The organism is Bacteroidota bacterium (assembly GCA_018692315.1).
Taxonomy (GTDB): Bacteria; Bacteroidota; Bacteroidia; order Bacteroidales; family JABHKC01; genus JABHKC01.
Map to the genome: position 1 here is coordinate 1 of JABHKC010000217.1, position 17050 is coordinate 17050.

General features: G+C 32.7%; 8 protein-coding genes. 6 read left to right on the forward strand and 2 right to left on the reverse strand.

What is annotated here, in order from left to right; translation table 11 throughout:
• The first annotated feature begins 329 nt into the window (after positions 1–329).
• Positions 330–3398 carry a T9SS type A sorting domain-containing protein gene (locus tag HN894_15870; GenBank protein ID MBT7144801.1) on the forward strand — a complete coding sequence of 1023 codons (3069 nt, stop codon included), beginning with the start codon at positions 330–332 and terminating at the stop codon, positions 3396–3398.
• Positions 3399–3476: 78 nt separating this feature from the next.
• On the opposite strand, the gene HN894_15875 is transcribed toward HN894_15870, so the two are convergent.
• Positions 3477–4136: a hypothetical protein gene (locus HN894_15875; GenBank protein ID MBT7144802.1), complete on the reverse strand. Its 660-nt coding sequence runs from the start codon at positions 4134–4136 to the stop codon at positions 3477–3479.
• Between the two features lie 153 nt (positions 4137–4289).
• Here HN894_15875 and HN894_15880 point away from each other — a divergent pair, with 153 nt between their 5' ends.
• The 4 genes from HN894_15880 to HN894_15895 all read left to right on the forward strand — a co-directional run bounded on the left by HN894_15880 (position 4290) and on the right by HN894_15895 (position 10470).
• Positions 4290–5156, forward strand: a complete 867-nt coding sequence (locus tag HN894_15880; protein MBT7144803.1) for a hypothetical protein — start codon at positions 4290–4292, stop codon at positions 5154–5156.
• Positions 5156–6571, forward strand: coding sequence for a sugar transferase (locus tag HN894_15885; GenBank protein MBT7144804.1), 1416 nt, complete (start codon positions 5156–5158; stop codon positions 6569–6571). Before HN894_15880 ends, HN894_15885 begins: the two co-directional genes overlap by 1 nt.
• Positions 6572–6662: 91 nt before the next feature.
• Positions 6663–7310, forward strand: coding sequence for a ribulose-phosphate 3-epimerase (locus HN894_15890; GenBank protein MBT7144805.1), 648 nt, complete (start codon positions 6663–6665; stop codon positions 7308–7310).
• 52 nt (positions 7311–7362) lie between these two features.
• Complete coding sequence (locus HN894_15895) at positions 7363–10470, forward strand: T9SS type A sorting domain-containing protein (GenBank protein MBT7144806.1); 3108 nt, start codon at positions 7363–7365, stop codon at positions 10468–10470.
• Positions 10471–10636: 166 nt separating this feature from the next.
• Here the strand turns inward: HN894_15895 and dnaA are convergent, their stop codons facing one another.
• The gene (gene dnaA, locus HN894_15900; protein ID MBT7144807.1) at positions 10637–12067 is read right to left on the reverse strand and encodes a chromosomal replication initiator protein DnaA; all 1431 of its coding nucleotides are present in this window, start codon (positions 12065–12067) and stop codon (positions 10637–10639) included.
• Positions 12068–12647: 580 nt separating this feature from the next.
• Here dnaA and HN894_15905 point away from each other — a divergent pair.
• Positions 12648–16922 carry a hypothetical protein gene (locus tag HN894_15905; GenBank protein MBT7144808.1) on the forward strand — a complete coding sequence of 1425 codons (4275 nt, stop codon included), beginning with the start codon at positions 12648–12650 and terminating at the stop codon, positions 16920–16922.
• Positions 16923–17050: the final 128 nt, after the last annotated feature.

Sequence of the window (17050 nt, forward strand, 5' to 3'; positions counted from 1 at the left end):
AACAGCTAAGATAGCATAAATATCATTAAGCTAAAATTTTAGCTTATAAGATAAGACCCATAATAGCCGCTTTGAAAAACGTTCATTCGTTTTACTGAGAGAGCTGTGCATTATAGTTAGGTTGTTAGTTTTATGTAAGTTTAACATATTTTTAAAAGACCATTTAAGTATTTTCACACTTAAATGGTCTTTTTTATTTTGTATATTCCTAAATTTCAATAAATTTGTATTAATATTATTTAAGTTTATGTATTGAAAGCAACCAAGCTTTTTGGTATTAAGTCTTAAAGAGTGAGTTGAAAAAATGTTTATTTATTGAAATTATTGTTATGAAATTAAGAATTTTTATTTTCGTTTTAGCTGTCATAAGCTTTAAATTATATGCTCAACCCATCACAGTTGATGCCACAACATATACGCCCCAACAATTAGTTCAAAATGTTTTAACATCAGGCTGTCTCTCAGCACAAAATGTTGTATTCACAGGATCTGCTGCAGCTATAGGCTATTTCGATGCAACAGGAACTCCTTTCGATACAATTTTCACCTCAGGAATAATTTTTGCCTCAGGAAATGCAACAAATGCTATTGGGCCTAATTCTTCGGGTGGTATTTCTACAGGTTTGGGAGTTCCGGGCGATACCGATTTAGATGCGCTTATTCCTCAAAGCACACAAGATGCTTCAGTAATCGAATTTGATTTTGTACCTTCCGCAGATACATTAGAATTTCGCTATGTTTTTGGATCCGATGAATATCCGGAATATGTAAACAGTAGCTTTAACGATGTCTTTGCATTTTTCTTATCAGGACCAAATCCAGCAGGAGGCTCATACACGAACGAAAACATTGCAATTATTCCCGGAACAACAACAGCAGTCTCCATTAATAATGTAAATAATGGCTCGAACTCACCTCCAACAGGACCTTGCACAAACTGTGAATACTATTTCGACAACTTAAATGTAACTAATGCAGCTATCGAATATGATGGATATACAGTAGCTTTAACAGCAACAGCAATTGTTACTCCCTGTCAAACTTATCATATTAAGTTAGCTGTGGCTGATGCTGGTGATTCTGCATTAGATTCAGGAGTTTTCCTCGAAGCTGGAAGTTTTTCGTCAGGTTCTTCTGTTTCCATTCAAAATGTCAGTAACGTTGGTACGTTAAATGATATGTATGAAGGATGTACGAATTTTTACATTTTCTCTAGAAATGATTCTCTAAGTATCGCCGATCCTGTAATGATACTTTTGCAATATGCTGGAACAGCTACAATGGGCTCAGACATTACAATGTTTCCTGACACTTTTTGGATTCCGTCAGGACAAATGAGCGACACAATTTTCTATGATGCGTTCAACGATGGCATTCAGGAACCTGTCGAGACTTTCATCATTGAAATTCTTGCCGGTTGCCCTTGCAATCCTAGCACATCGGCAGATACTATAACAATTTATGATTTCACTGAATTTAAAGCAGGAATTGCAAACACTGACTCTATGTTTTGCGGTATAACCGCTCCTTCATCATATACCATTCAGGCAGAGTGTGTTAGTCATCCATCGTGGTTTGTTACATTTCTATGGAATACTGGCGAAACTACCACAGATATTACTGTAACTCCACCTCCAACAGGCACATCGGATGTTTATTGGGTTGAGGTTTCGGATTTATGTGGTAATAGTATAATTGACAGTATAACAATTGGAGTTTCCACTCTATCTGGAATTGATATAAGTTCTCAAGATGCTTTGTGTTACAATGCCTGCAACGGACAAGTTGAAGTAACAGCACTGGGAGCTACCCAACAAGTTACTTATTTATGGTCAGAACCTACAATTAATTCTCCTTATTCAGGATTGGTTTATACATTATGTGCCGATTCGTATAGCGTAACCATCACAGATGCTTCTCAGTGTTCATTTGTAGGATATTTTGCAATTGACCATCCGCTAATTGCTTTAGACCCAAATTCAGGGATTACAAATACAAATACTGTTTTTTGTGAAAATCCCGGAACTATTACTTTAGAAACATCTACAAATTTATCAGACGTAAATTATCTGTGGAGTTCAGGAAATACTACACCAACAATATCATTTCCAGCTTCATTAGGAAATTCGGTTTTTTGGGTTGACATTTCCGATTTTTGTGGACTTACATATAGAGACAGCATTGTTGTAGGAGTATCAGATTTTCAAGGTTTGGTGCTTTCCACTGATACAGTTTCATGTTACGGTTCTTGCGATGGCTCGGTAAACGTCCTCGGATTGGCTGGGATTAGCCCTTTTCAATATAATTGGCCTACGGGAATTGGGAACCCAAACTCAGGCAACATTTTAGATTTATGCACAGGTTTTTACGGAGTAACTGTTACTGATGATGTTGGTTGTAGCTACGATACAACTTTTAATATTACTGGTCCTGAAGATTTTTCCCTTTGCGGAATATCAACAAATTACGAATTTTGTGGAACTTCAGCCCCACCCTCCTTAATTTTAGAGACATATGTAAATACAGGTTTAGTTACTTATTTGTGGAACACCGGCGATAATGGTTCTTCAATCGCAATTGTTCCTCAATCAGGTGATGTATATTGGGTTCAGATAACCGATATTTGTGGAAATATAATAACTGATACAGCAAGAATTGCAATATCAGACTTTTCTGGAATGAATTTAAGCTATGCAGATGTACTATGCTATGCAACATGTACTGGGCAAGTTGATGCCACTCCTCAAAATGGAACTCCACCGTTTAGATTTACCTGGTATCCTTCAAATATTGGTACACAGACTTCAGGCGTAATTACAGATTTATGTCCCGGGAATTATATGGTTACAATTATAGATGATTTAGGATGTAATTTCGATAGCACTTTTATTATTGGAGAACCTGATGAATTACTTATTTCCTTAAATGCAATAAATGCAAGTTCTACAGCCTGCACAGGAGCAGCAACTGCAATCGTTGATGGCGGAGTTCCTCCTTATTCATATTTGTGGAACGATGCTCAAAATCAAACAACATACAATGCTCAAGACCTTTGCGCCGGAACCTATACTGTTTCTGTGAAAGATGCTAACGAATGTATAATTATCGACAGTGTTGAAATAAGCGGCTTTGTAGCAATCTCTGAAATATCGAATCAAAACCAAGTTCTGATTTATCCTAATCCAAATCACAATGGTAATTTTTATATTGAATTTGATAACCCATTTTCAAACTATTCATTGAAAATTTTTGATATTACCGGTAAGGAAATTAGGTTTAAATATTCGTTAAATAAAAATATTGTCAAAATAGAAAACATTCCGGTTGGAATAAATCTTTTACAGATAACTATCAACAATAATGAAATAGTAAGGAAAAAATTAGTTGTTCTGAAATAGAAAACCGAAACACTAATTGGGAGTCTCAAAAAAAACGCCAACAAAAATTATGCTTTTGTTGGCGTTTTCTTTTTGAGATTAATTTGTCTTGTCCTCCCTAATAATATCATAGTAGTTCAATAACAAAATGATATCCATATTTTTTCTAAGATTTAACTTATTGATTTTGATAAATTCTTCCAACAATTCATTTTTATCTGATAACAAATTAAGGATTTCGTTTTTATTTCTTTTAGCGATAATAGCTGGATTTTCTCCAATTTTGATATAATATTTTTTAATAACATTTTGAGAAGCCTCATAGCCAAAAGCTCCTTTCCTTCCTGGCGTTCTTTTTACTGTATATCTTAAAAGTAACTTAACATTTCCCTCTGACAATAGCTCAAAATATCCACTTCTTATTTCATCGTCCTCTTCAAAAGAAGAATAAAAATACACTTTTTTGTCGCAATAAATCCTCCCTACTTTTTCAGGATTTAGATCTGCCCGCATTTCAAATTTATCGCTACTTACATTATATTTAAAATAAACATTTGACACAATTTGATTTTCGGCAGTTTGCAAACTTCCAACCTTCCATTCGTCGTCTAAATATTTAATTCCCGATTCGTCGCTTTTAATATTTGGATTCGATTGAACAAGAATGGTAGATCGGCCAGTATTAACATAATGACTTTGTTGCTGAGCTAAAACAAAAAATCCATTAATTATCAGTAAAATAGAAACTAAATATCGCATAATTTTTTAATATTAATTTTACAAAAATAATTATTTCCTTTGAAGTTTTTTGTTGAAAAGTATAAATATATCAATAAATGAAATTATTAAAATATTACAATATTATAATATTATAGTCGTTAAACAGAAATTATTTTGAAAAGTGTAAATTATATGAATTTGTCCAAAAGCCTACAATTATTATATTTGTTTTTTGTTGTTTTTTTCACAGTTTCATGTGAATTAATAAATCCTGCCGAAGAAATACCTTCATATATTTATGTCGATGAATTTACTCTTTCGACGAATCTGCTTGAAGAAGGAGAAAACACTCACAATATTAACGATGTATGGATTTATATAGAAGGAGAGTTTATCGGTATTTTCGAGCTTCCTGCCGAAATTCCTGTGCTTGCAAGCGGCGAGAATGAAATTTTATTGTATCCCGGAATTAAAGTTAATGGAATTGCAGCCAGTAGAGATAAATATCCATTTTATTCTAATTACACAACAAGCGAAACTTTAAGCCCATACGAATCCGACGAAGATATCCTTAAGCTTAGCCCGAATGTACAATATTTAAGTGAAACTGTTTTTGAATGGATAGAAAATTTTGAAGATGCAGGATTAACTTTAGACACCACATACAATAGCACTACAAAAATTCAAATTAAAAATGAATCTGGAAATAATTTTGGGTTTATTAGTCTTGATGATAGTCATATAGATTTTGAATGTATTTCTAATGATGCTTTCGTTCTTCCGCAAAACAATACGCCAGTATATCTTGAATTGGATTATAAAAATAACTTGAATTTTCAGATCGGTTTAATTATTTCAAATCCCTCAAGTACAGATATACAACCGGTAATCAGCCTAAATCCTATCGAAAATTGGAATAAAATATATATAGACCTTACATATTTTGTTGTGCAGAACATAAATGCATCAAGTTTCATAATATTTATTGCGGCCTCGAAAACAGACGAAATTGATACAGCTGAAATCTACATTGACAATCTAAAACTAATTCATTTTTAATGAACAAACCTTTACACATTTCAAAATACCTCATTTCAGATATACTTTCAGCCTCAGCGGTTTGGACGTTGTTTTATATTTTCAGAAAACAATGGGTAGAACCATTAAAATTTGGATATGATATTCCTGTTGAATTTGGTACAAGATATCAACTCGGATTAGTTACAATACCAATATTTTGGGTGTTAATCTATTATCTTGTAGGTTATTATAAAGACATATATAGAAAATCTCGACTAAAAGAACTTGGGCAAACTCTTTTTGTTTCAATTGTTGGAGTAACCATAATATTTTTTGTTTCTATTCTCGACGATACTGTTGAATCTTACAAAAATTATTATTTTTCATTTTCTGTATTGCTATCACTTCATTTCGTTCTGACTTACCTACCAAGATTATGGATAACTACCAGAACAGTTCATAGAATCCAAAACGGAAAAATTTCATTTTCGACAATATTGATTGGCAGCAATACAAAAGCCCTCCAACTTTACGAAGATTTTTTGTCTAAACCAAAATCTGGCGGTAACAAATTTGTTGGATTCATAAATGTACTCGACAAAAAAAACTATCTCTTATCTAAATTCCTACCAAGAGTCGGAGAATTGAAAGATTTACTGAATATTATTAAAGAAAAGCAAATAAATGAAGTAATCATTGCAATAGAATCGTCAGAACATGATGAAATTGGAAGAATAATAAACAAACTTCAGGAAACAGATGTTACAATAAAAGTAATTCCGGACATGTATGATATTTTGACCGGCAAAGTCAGAATGTCTTCGCTGTATGGAGTTCCATTAATCCAAATTACTCACAGTTTAATGCCTGTTTGGGAAGAAAATCTAAAAAGAGTTTCAGATGTAATAATTGCAATTTTTGCTTTAATTATACTGGCTCCTGTATTTATTTTTCTAATTTTCGGAGTAAAATTTTCATCAAAAGGCCCAATTATATATTCACACGAACGAATTGGAAGATACGGTAAACCATTCATTATATACAAATTTCGCTCTATGTTTATAGACGCAGAAAAAAACGGGCCAAGCCTTTCAAGTAAGAATGATTCACGAATTACGAAGTTTGGAAAATTTATGAGGAAATTTCGATTAGACGAATTTCCACAATTTTTTAATGTTTTGATTGGCGATATGTCTTTGGTAGGTCCTCGGCCCGAACGCCTTTTCTTCATTGAACAAATAATAAATAAAGCACCTCATTATGCACATCTACAAAAAGTTAGACCCGGAATTACTTCTTGGGGACAAGTAAAATTTGGCTATGCCGAAAATGTGGAAGAAATGATAATTCGCCTAAAATACGATATTATTTACATCGAAAATATGTCGATTTATGTCGATATAAAAATTCTGATATACACAATAAGGACAATTCTGGAAGCCAGAGGAAAATAAATTGCCTTTTTATAGATTATATTTCGATTCAAAAACAGAAATTCGCACGAAGAAAAAGCCTACTTTTGCAGAAATACTATTTATTGAAAAAATGAAACATTTGATTGCTCCCTCTTTTCTTTCAGCAAATTTCGGAAACTTAGATAATGATATCGAAATGATAAATAACAGTCAGGCAGACTGGTTTCATCTTGATATAATGGATGGCGAATTTGTGCCAAATATTTCCTTCGGTTTTCCGGTGATTGAATATGTTAAACAAAAAGCCACAAAACCTCTCGATGTTCATCTGATGATTGTGAAACCGGAAAAATTCATAAAAAGATTTTCTGAATCGGGAGCAGATATCCTCACAGTTCATTTAGAAGCCTGCACACATTTGCATCGCACAATTCAGGAAATAAAAAAACATAATATGAAAGCTGGGGTTTCAATCAATCCACATTCGCCGGTACATTTGCTCGAAGATATTATTTGTGAACTTGATTTGGTTTTAATAATGTCAGTTAATCCTGGCTTTGGTGGGCAAAAATTCATAGAAAATACCTACAAAAAAGTAAGTCAACTGAAACAATTAATTAAAAAAACCAATTCATCAGCTTTAATTGAAATTGATGGCGGAGTGGACAATTCCAATGCAAAAAAATTGATAGAATTTGGAGCAAATGTTTTAGTAGCAGGTTCGTATATTTTCAATTCTAAAAATCCTGATTTAACAATTTCAGAAATGAAAAAATAAAGCCCTTTCGTTTTTTTTTATACTTTTGCCTCACTAACTAAAACATTGAGAAATGAGAACAAAAGTATTAATAGCATTACTAATTTTAACTTCCATATATAAGCTAAGCTATTCTAAAGAAGTAAATATTAGTATTGCAAAAAAAGTAGCAGAGAATATATTCTATGAACGATTTCCTTCTTCGATCAACAAGTTAAGCCATAAAATAATAGCTGCCGAATACACCGAATTTGAAAGCACAATTCCTCTTTACTATATTTTTGATATTTCCAACGAAAATGGATTCATTATTATTTCTGCGGACGATTATGTTCAGCCAATTTTAGGATATTCTTTCGAAGGAAATTTTGACTTTTCAAAAAATAGTATGCCACCGGCGCTAATTGATTTTCTTGAAAACTACAAGAGCCAAATCCTTTATGTTAAATCAAATAAAATATTGCCTGATGGTAAAATAAAAGCAGAATGGGCTTTTTATAAAACTACTTTCGATAACAATTTCAAAAATACTAAAAGTGTATCGCCTCTTGTGTCAACAAACTGGGACCAAGATTGTTATTATAATGCCGATTGCCCTATAGACGCAAATGCACCTTGGTATCTTTGCGGACGTGTCTATGTTGGCTGTGTAGCTACGGCTATGGGCCAAATTATGAAATACCACGACTATCCACAAAACGGAGCAGGTTCGCATACATATAATGCTGGAACTTATGGCAGTCTGACATCGAATTTTGGCAACGCTACATACAATTGGGGAAATATGCCAAATATTGTCAATAGCTCAAATTCCGATGTTGCTCAATTGCTGTATCATTGTGCCGTGTCGGTAGATATGGATTTTGGAATTGATGGCTCCGGTGCATATACAAGTGATGCAAGGAACTCACTTGTAAATTATTTTAATTATTCAAGTTCGGCTGACATGAAAAACAAAAATCAATATACTACTAATCAATGGATTAATTTGCTAAAAGACCAATTAGACAATTCAAAACCCATGCTTTATAGAGGGGATGGACCTTCAGGGGGACATGCTTTTGTTTGCGATGGATATAATGGAAGCAATTATTTTCATTTTAACTGGGGATGGAGTGGTTCATACGACGGTTATTTTAGTGTATCAAATTTGAATCCAGGCACCTCAACTTTCAACCAAAACCATGGTGCTGTTATAGATATTACACCAGCTGCAACAATTCCAGTAGCAGATTTTGAGGCAGATGTAACTACAATATTGGTTGGAGAATCGGTAAACTTTTACGATTTATCGTACGGAGTTCCATCATCATTTACATGGATATTTAGTGGAGGAATTCCGAATAGCTCAAGCTTACCAAATCCCGGAAATATTGTATATAATACTATTGGAAATTACAATGTTAGCTTGACAGCAACTAACTATTTAGGAACAGACACAGAAACTAAAGTTGAATATATTCATGTTGTTGCAGGTTTTCCAGACCTTGTAGTTCAGAGTTTTTCAATTTCGCCTCAGGTAATTCCACCAGATTCGTCAATAGTTTCAACAGGTGCAATTTTTAATATGTCAAGTTATATTGCACCTCAAAGTGTGCTAAACTATTATATTTCGCTTGATACAAACTTCAATCCTATAGTAGATTTTCACTTTCATAGCGAAAATGTCCCACAACTGTCAGCCTTTTCTTATTTCCCATTTACACACACAGTACCAATGCCTTACTTGTCAACCATGGGTACATATTATATGTTTTGTGTAATCGATGGTGATAATTATGTTGTTGAAACAAACGACGACAATAACGAATTTTTTCAAGCTGTAACTGTAGCTTTGCCAGATTTGGTTATTCAAAATTCCGAACTTGATCCTGTTGAAGTAATTCCGGGCGAAGAAATAATTGCAAGTTGTACTTTCAAAAATGTAGGCAATAGTACTGCCGAGGCAAATAACATTAAGTTTTTCCTTTCGGAGAATAGTATCTACGAAAGTTTCGATATATTGATTGGGACTGAAAATGTCGATTCTATTCAAGCTCAGGAAGAGATTATAATAAATAAATCACTGATAATTCCACAAAATACAGCTATTGGAAATTGGAAAATAATTTTTTATGCTGATCATGATGAAGCGGTTTACGAAAGTAATGAATCAAATAATTATTCCTTCGTACAATTTACTGTAGAGCCTCCATTACCCGATTTGCAAATTATTAATCCAAACTCAAGCTCAGATACAATTTTTGCTGGAGAAACAATTGAACTTAGCTTTGACTTGATAAACTCCGGTACAATTTTATCGGAATCAAGTTTAATAAAATATTATTTATCGGAAGATAGCATAATTGATTCTGGAACAGATGTTTTTCTTGCATCCCAAACTGTAGATTCAATTTCAATCGGAAATACAATTCTGGTTGATACCTCAGTTATGATACCCGGTAATATGGACATAGGAAGTTGGGTAATAATTTTACTTGCTGATGCTACCGAACAAATTCAGGAAGAAAACGAAGATAATAATACCCAGTTTCTCGAAATAGAAATTGTGTCATCATTTCCTGATTTATCAGTTCAGAACATTTTTGTAAGTAGCTCTAACATTCCGGCAGGTTCTGATGTTTCCGTCAATTGCGAAATTCTAAACTCTGGCTTTAATTTTGCCGAAGCCTCTATTCTAAAATACTATCTTTCAAAAACCGAAACATTAGATTCCGACTCTATCTTACTTAGCTCAGACGAAGTTTTTAGTTTGGTTAGCACAGCCACAAGCTACGAATCTGCAGAAATTCACATTCCATATTCGACCCAGCCAGACGACTATTTCCTATTATTTTATGCCGATGCAAATTATCAAATCTTAGAATCTAACGAAAATAATAATATCGAATCATATCAAATAACTGTGGAGGAGGCAAGTACGATTCTATTCCATGAAAATGAAAATATCAGTTGTTTCCCAAATCCTTCGAACGGAATTTTTGAAATTGAACTAAAATCAGGAAGTAATTTTGAAATTGAAGTTTCAGACATAATTGGGAACTCTATATTTAGAAAAAGCATTATAGATGATTCAAATTCGAATACAAAAATTGATATTTCTAATAAATCGAAAGGGATTTATCTACTGTCTGTAAAATCTGAGAACTTTCATATTGTTCAGAAAATTATCATTCATTAAATTGATTATCAACATAATATAATTATAAAAAGCCCAGCAATTATGGGCTTTTTGTGTTATTATTAATGGCCATTTATAGCTTCAATTCAACAAATATTGAAAGCTAAATGTTTGGGGAAATATAAAAGTTGTGGTTGTCTGAATAAAAAGCAAAAAGCTGGAATAGCTACTTCTTAATAATATGCTCAATATCTTCAATATTTTGCTTAAATTCTTTATCAATATCCATTAGATTTTTTACTGTCCTTGAAGCATGTAGAACAGTGGCATGATCTTTCTGACCAATTTCACGACCAATTTTCGATAAAGAATTATTTGTGCAATTTTTTGCAAAATACATGGCAATTTGTCGTGCCTGAACAATTTCTCTTTTTCGTGTTTTAGAAAGCAATTCTTTTACAGGAATATCGAAAAAATTACTGACAACTTTGATTATAAAAGGATTATCAATTTCTTTTTGATTGCTTTTCACCAATTCGCTTACAATTTTTCTTGCCAGATCAATAGTAATTTTCTTTTTGGTAAGAGTAGATTGAGCCAAAAGGGTAATCAAAACACCTTCAAGGTCTCTGATATTGTTTGTGATATTCGATGCTAAAAAATCTAAAATCTTACTGTCAAGTTCAATTCCATTTGTATAAATCTTTCTTTTTAAGATTTCAAGTCGTGTTTCGTAATGCGGAAAATCAAGTTTTGCAGTAAGTCCCCACCTAAAACGCGAAATTAATCTGTTTTCGATTCCTGAAAGGCTCGATAGTGGCTTGTCTGAAGTGAAAATTATTTGCTTTTTATTTTGATGGAGATGATTAAAAATCTGAAAAAATATTTCCTGCGATTTTTCTTTTCCACTAAACTCATGAATATCGTCAATTATTAAAACATCTAAAGCCTGATAAAAATTTATGAAATCGTTGATATTTTTATTTCTAATTGATTCAACAAACTGAGTCATGAATTTGTTTGAACTCACATATAAAACAACGTAATCGGGAAATTTGCTGACAATCTCATTTCCTATTGCATTCACTAAATGAGTTTTTCCTAAGCCAGAGCCACCATAAATTAAAAGCGGATTGAATATAGTTTTTAATGGATTTTGCGAAATATCAATTCCTGCTGTGCGAGCCAATTTATTGCATTCTCCTTCAATAAAATTACTGAAAGTGAAATCTTCATTTAGTTGAGAATCAATATGTAATCGTTTGATTCCGGGAACCACAAACGGATTAGGAATAAGTCTGTTTTCTTGCGAGGAAATAAACTTGTCTTGATTACTTTTTAAAGTATAATTATTTTTCGATGGAAAAGTATTCGTCAATGGTTTTCTGTCTGAATGCTGATTGTTTTCAATAATTACATTGTATTCCAATTTGGCATCTTTTCCAATTTCCTTTTTTAATATTTTTCCTAGAATATCAATAAATTGTTCTTCTAAATATTCGTAAAAAAACGGACTTGGAACTTGAATTGTAAGAATACTACCTTCAAGTCTAAGCGGAACAATAGGTTCAAACCATGTTTTGAAACTAACAGTAGGCAAGTTGTCTCTCAAAATTTGAAGACAATTATTCCATATTTTTATATGATTATTGCTCATTTATTTATAATCAGCGTTTTAGCTTACTGTTAATATCCATTTTTTCTATTGGCAAATATTATATTAAAAAAATTAAAAAAAAAACATGTTTGCTCTTGACTTTTAAATAAAATGTATATTAATTTTAGTATCAACGAAATAAAAAATTACTTTTTTTTAATTTTTTTTTATGTATCACATTATCAAGATAGTAAACTATATGGCTGCTATTCAGCTATTTAAATAACACATATGATTTTCATGTCTATTTATCTATATATTCTTTTCTATTTTTTATATAGTTTCATTTCAAATATTTAGATTCTAATTTTCTCAAGACAATAATTATTTCTCATCTCCAAACCAAGCTTTTTTTCAAATAAGATAAAAATACACTTATCAGAATTTAGCAAACGAAAATATAAATTTCCAGAAACAAACGAATCAAAACAAAAAATGAAATATATCTAATACGTAGTAATTGCAAAAATACTGTACACATACTATCAAATATTGAAAAATGTAAAAATCCATACATTATTACATTAAATTAAAAAAAAATTGTAATTTTAGGTTTTGTTTAATTTAACATAGATTTACTATGAAAAATATTTACTTCATTTCTATATTTTTTTTCATTAATATTAATCTTTTTTCTCAGCAATTGTATATCAATGAAATAATGTCTTCGAACGATACTACAATTGGTGACTTTGATGGCGACTATACCGACTGGATTGAAATTTATAACAATACTCCTGACTCTATAAATCTGGCTGGATATTTCCTGTCTGACGACACAACAAACTATTTTCAATGGAGTTTTCCAAATGTTTCGATTCAAGCATACGATTTTTTAATAATTTGGGCAACACTAAAAGATACTGTTTATCCAAATTTAGAATTGCATACAAATTTTAAAATTAGTGCATTGGGCGAAACTATTAGCTTATACTCACCTGATAGTAGCGTTCTCGTAGATCAAATAATTCTTGGACCATTAGATACAGATTATTCCTATGGGCGTCAACCAGATGGAGGTACAAATTTAGTAATTTATATTGAACCCTCTCCAGGCTATCCGAATGCAACTACCGGCTTCATTGGCTACATCGATCCTCCGACTTTCTCACAAATAGCAGGCTTTTATACCGATTCTTTCTATCTATTTCTAAGTTCACAAAATTCTTTGGATTCCATTTATTATACTCTTGATGGCTCAGAACCTACAATCAATTCAAATATTTTTTCCGATTCTATTCTTGTTTCAAGCAGAATAGGAGAACCAAATGGCATTTCAGAGATTCAGACAGCCACTGATTTAGGAATAATTTTCGACTATTGGAGTCCACCGGATGGAGAAGTTTTCAAAATAAATGTAGTAAGAGCAAGAGTAATAAAAAGCGGATATTTGCCCAGCGATGTTATAACCAAATCATATCTGGTAGATACAAATATGTTCAACCGATATACATTTCCAATCATTTCATTAAATACTGACTCTGTCAATCTTTTTGACGATACAGTTGGAATATACGTGCCAGGAGCAAGTTTTGACGGAGTAGATCATCATACATGCAATTTTTCTCAAAGTGGGAGAGATTGGGAAAAAAGAACTCATATTGAATTTTTTGAACAAAATGGTGAACTTTCACTCGATCAGGATATTGGAATCAGAATTGCAGGAAACGCATCAAGAACATTAAATGTAAAATCTTTGCGACTGTATGCCAGAGATGATTATGGAGATCCAGATTTTAATTATCAATTTTTCACTACAAAAGATCAGGACAACTGGAATCGTATAACCCTTAGAACAGCTGGAAATGATTGTCATAATGCATATATGAGAGATGGATTTCATCATTATATGCTCAAAGATCTTGATGTTGATTTAATGCAATACCGTCCTATAATTTTATTTATAAATGGCGAATATTGGGGTATCCATAATATTCGAGACAGATATAGCACAGAGTATATTTTTGATAATTGGGGAGTAGAAGAAGATAGCCTTGACTTTTTAGAAATTAACTCCGAAATAATTAGTGGAGATGTCATTCATTATAACAATATGAATGATTTTTTGGATAACAATGATATGAGCGATTCAGCAAACTATGCATACATAAAAACTCAAATTAATGTAGAAAACTTTATAGACTACATATCAGGAAACCTTATTATTTGTAATACCGACTGGCCTTATAATAATATCAGATATTGGAGAAAACGAACCAATTCTTACAAACCAGATGCTCAACCAGGTCACGATGGACGATGGAGATGGATGGTTTATGATACAGATTATGGATTTGCACGAATTCAACCATCTTCTTATAATCAAATAGCAAATGTACTAACAAGTAGTGGATATTCTACAGGTATTATGAGACGCTTGATTGGGAACAGCGAGTATCCTGGCAACCAAGAATTTAGAGAAGACCTGCTTAACAAAATATGCGACGAACTAAACACAAGTTTTGATACTACCTATACTTTGAGTGTTATTGATTCTTTTAAAAATCGTCTTGTTCCCGAAATGGAAGAGCACATTGACCGATGGAACAAACCGGGAAATTATAATTGGTGGGCAAATACTCAAATAGAAACCAATATGAAAAACTTTGCAAGAGAACGTCCCGACTACCTTAGAGGTCATTTAAGAAGTCAGTTTGGCATTAGCCAAGATGCAAAACTTACTTTAAATGTATCTAATATAAATGCAGGTGTTATTAAAATAAACAGTAAAATTATTGAGCATTCAACAGCAGGTGTTCCAGAGCAAACATATCCTTGGCAAGGAATATATTTTCCCGGAATACCCTTTACTCTCACAGCAATGAAGAATCCAGGATACAATTTTGTATGCTGGAGCACGGGCGACTCTTGTGTTACTATAAATGTTGTTCTATCATCGGATAGCACAATTACTGCAATATTCGAAATAGATTCTACAACAATTTCAGGATTATATATCAATGAATTTCTCGCTGTAAACCTAAGCGATACTGTTGATGAGTTTGGAGGAACCGAAGACTGGATTGAACTTTACAACAATGGTATCGACACAATAGATATTCAACGACTATTTTTTACCGACAGCCTCAACAAGCCTGCAATGTGGCAAATCCCTGAAAGAAACACCGATTCAACAATTATTCCACCGGGCGAATACTTATTGCTTTGGGCTGACAATTCTCCTGAAAAAGGTGTTTTACATCTTGGATTCAGATTAGATGGATTTGGGGAACAAATTGGAATTGCAAAAATTATAGGAACTGATACTATAATTATTGACACCCTCACATATAATTTACAAACAAACAATATTTCATTCGGCAGATTTCCTGATGCTTCAAACACTCTGAAGTATTTTGAAAATACAACACCTTTTGAAGCAAACCAATATGCAATATCGCCACCTGAAAACACAGAAGGATTAATGATTAATGAAATATTGCCAGACAACGACAACGGAATATACGATAATTACGGCGAACGCGAAGATTGGATAGAACTCTATAACAACGGTAGCCAACCAATTGATATTGGAGGCCTATTTTTAACAGACGACTTCTCCGATCCATTTAAGTTTCAGATGTCGAAAAATTATCCAGAACTAACAATAATCCATCCGGGCGATTTCTTACTACTTTGGGCAGATAATGATACTGAACAAGGCATTTTTCATTTGAATTTTAAACTAAGTAAAAATGGAGAAGAATTTGCAATCATACAGTTCGATGAAGGCAATTTGAATTTCTTAGATTCAAAAGTTTACAACCAATTAGCTCCAGATATCTCTTACGGAAGATATACCGATGGATCGAATAGCTGGGAAGAATTTACAACAACAACTCCCGGCTACCCAAATATGTCAGACACAATGACCACAACATCTCCATCATTATTTCGCCGGCTTGACATAAACGAAATAATGACAATAAATCTATCAGACTCTACCGACAATTACAATGAATATGATGATTGGATTGAGATTTTTAACGATGGAATACTACCATTAGATCTTGGCGGACTTTATATATCGAACAATCGTGAAAATCTGACAATGTATAAAATTCAAGACACATATCCCGACTCTACAACAATTCCGGCAGGTGGTTTTAAGGTATTGTGGGCTGACAACCAAACCCAACAGGGAGTTTTGCATTTAAATATCAATGTTAGTGAAAATGGAGGCGATCTCTACTTAGTTCAAATTTATCAAACCGATACCTTAGTTATAGACTCGTTCAGCTATGGAATTCAAATGCCCGATATGTCCTACGGCAGGTATCCTGATGGAAGCTACAATCTTGAGATTTTTTCTATTACAACTTTCATGGCACCAAACATTACAAGCTTAGTGCAAGGGACTCAGACAATTGAGCTTCCACAAAATTGGAGTATTATGTCATCATTCATCGATCCTGATTATCCAAATTTCCATCAGGTTTTTATCAATATTTTCGAAAATGTAATAATTGTTAAAAATGATATAGGCTCAATATACTATCCATCATGGGCAATAAATAATATCACCGACATGGAAATTGGTGAAGGATATTATGTAAAAATGATGAGTGCAGAAACTCTCGAAATAGAAGGGAAGGTAATTATTCCGGAATTAACTCCATTAGATTTGCCTCAAGGCTGGAGCCTGATTGGATACATTCGTCAATCTTTTGCCCCGATTGGTCAAATGCTAAACAGCATTTCCGGAAGTTTAATTTTAGTGAAAAATGAAGCCGGATTTGTTTATTGGCCAGCCTACTCAATAGACGAATTAGGAAATTTGTATCCCGGCAAAGGATACTTAATTAAATTGACAAATGGCGACATACTAACATACCCTAGCAATAATACAAATTAGCAATGATAACTTGTTGGAATAACAAGAACTCTTTTTATTTTGAGTGCTTGTAGGTGCAAAAATATTAGTAAATTTGCATTTATGAATAACAGTTTCATTTTATACTTTAATAATTAATTCTTGAAAAT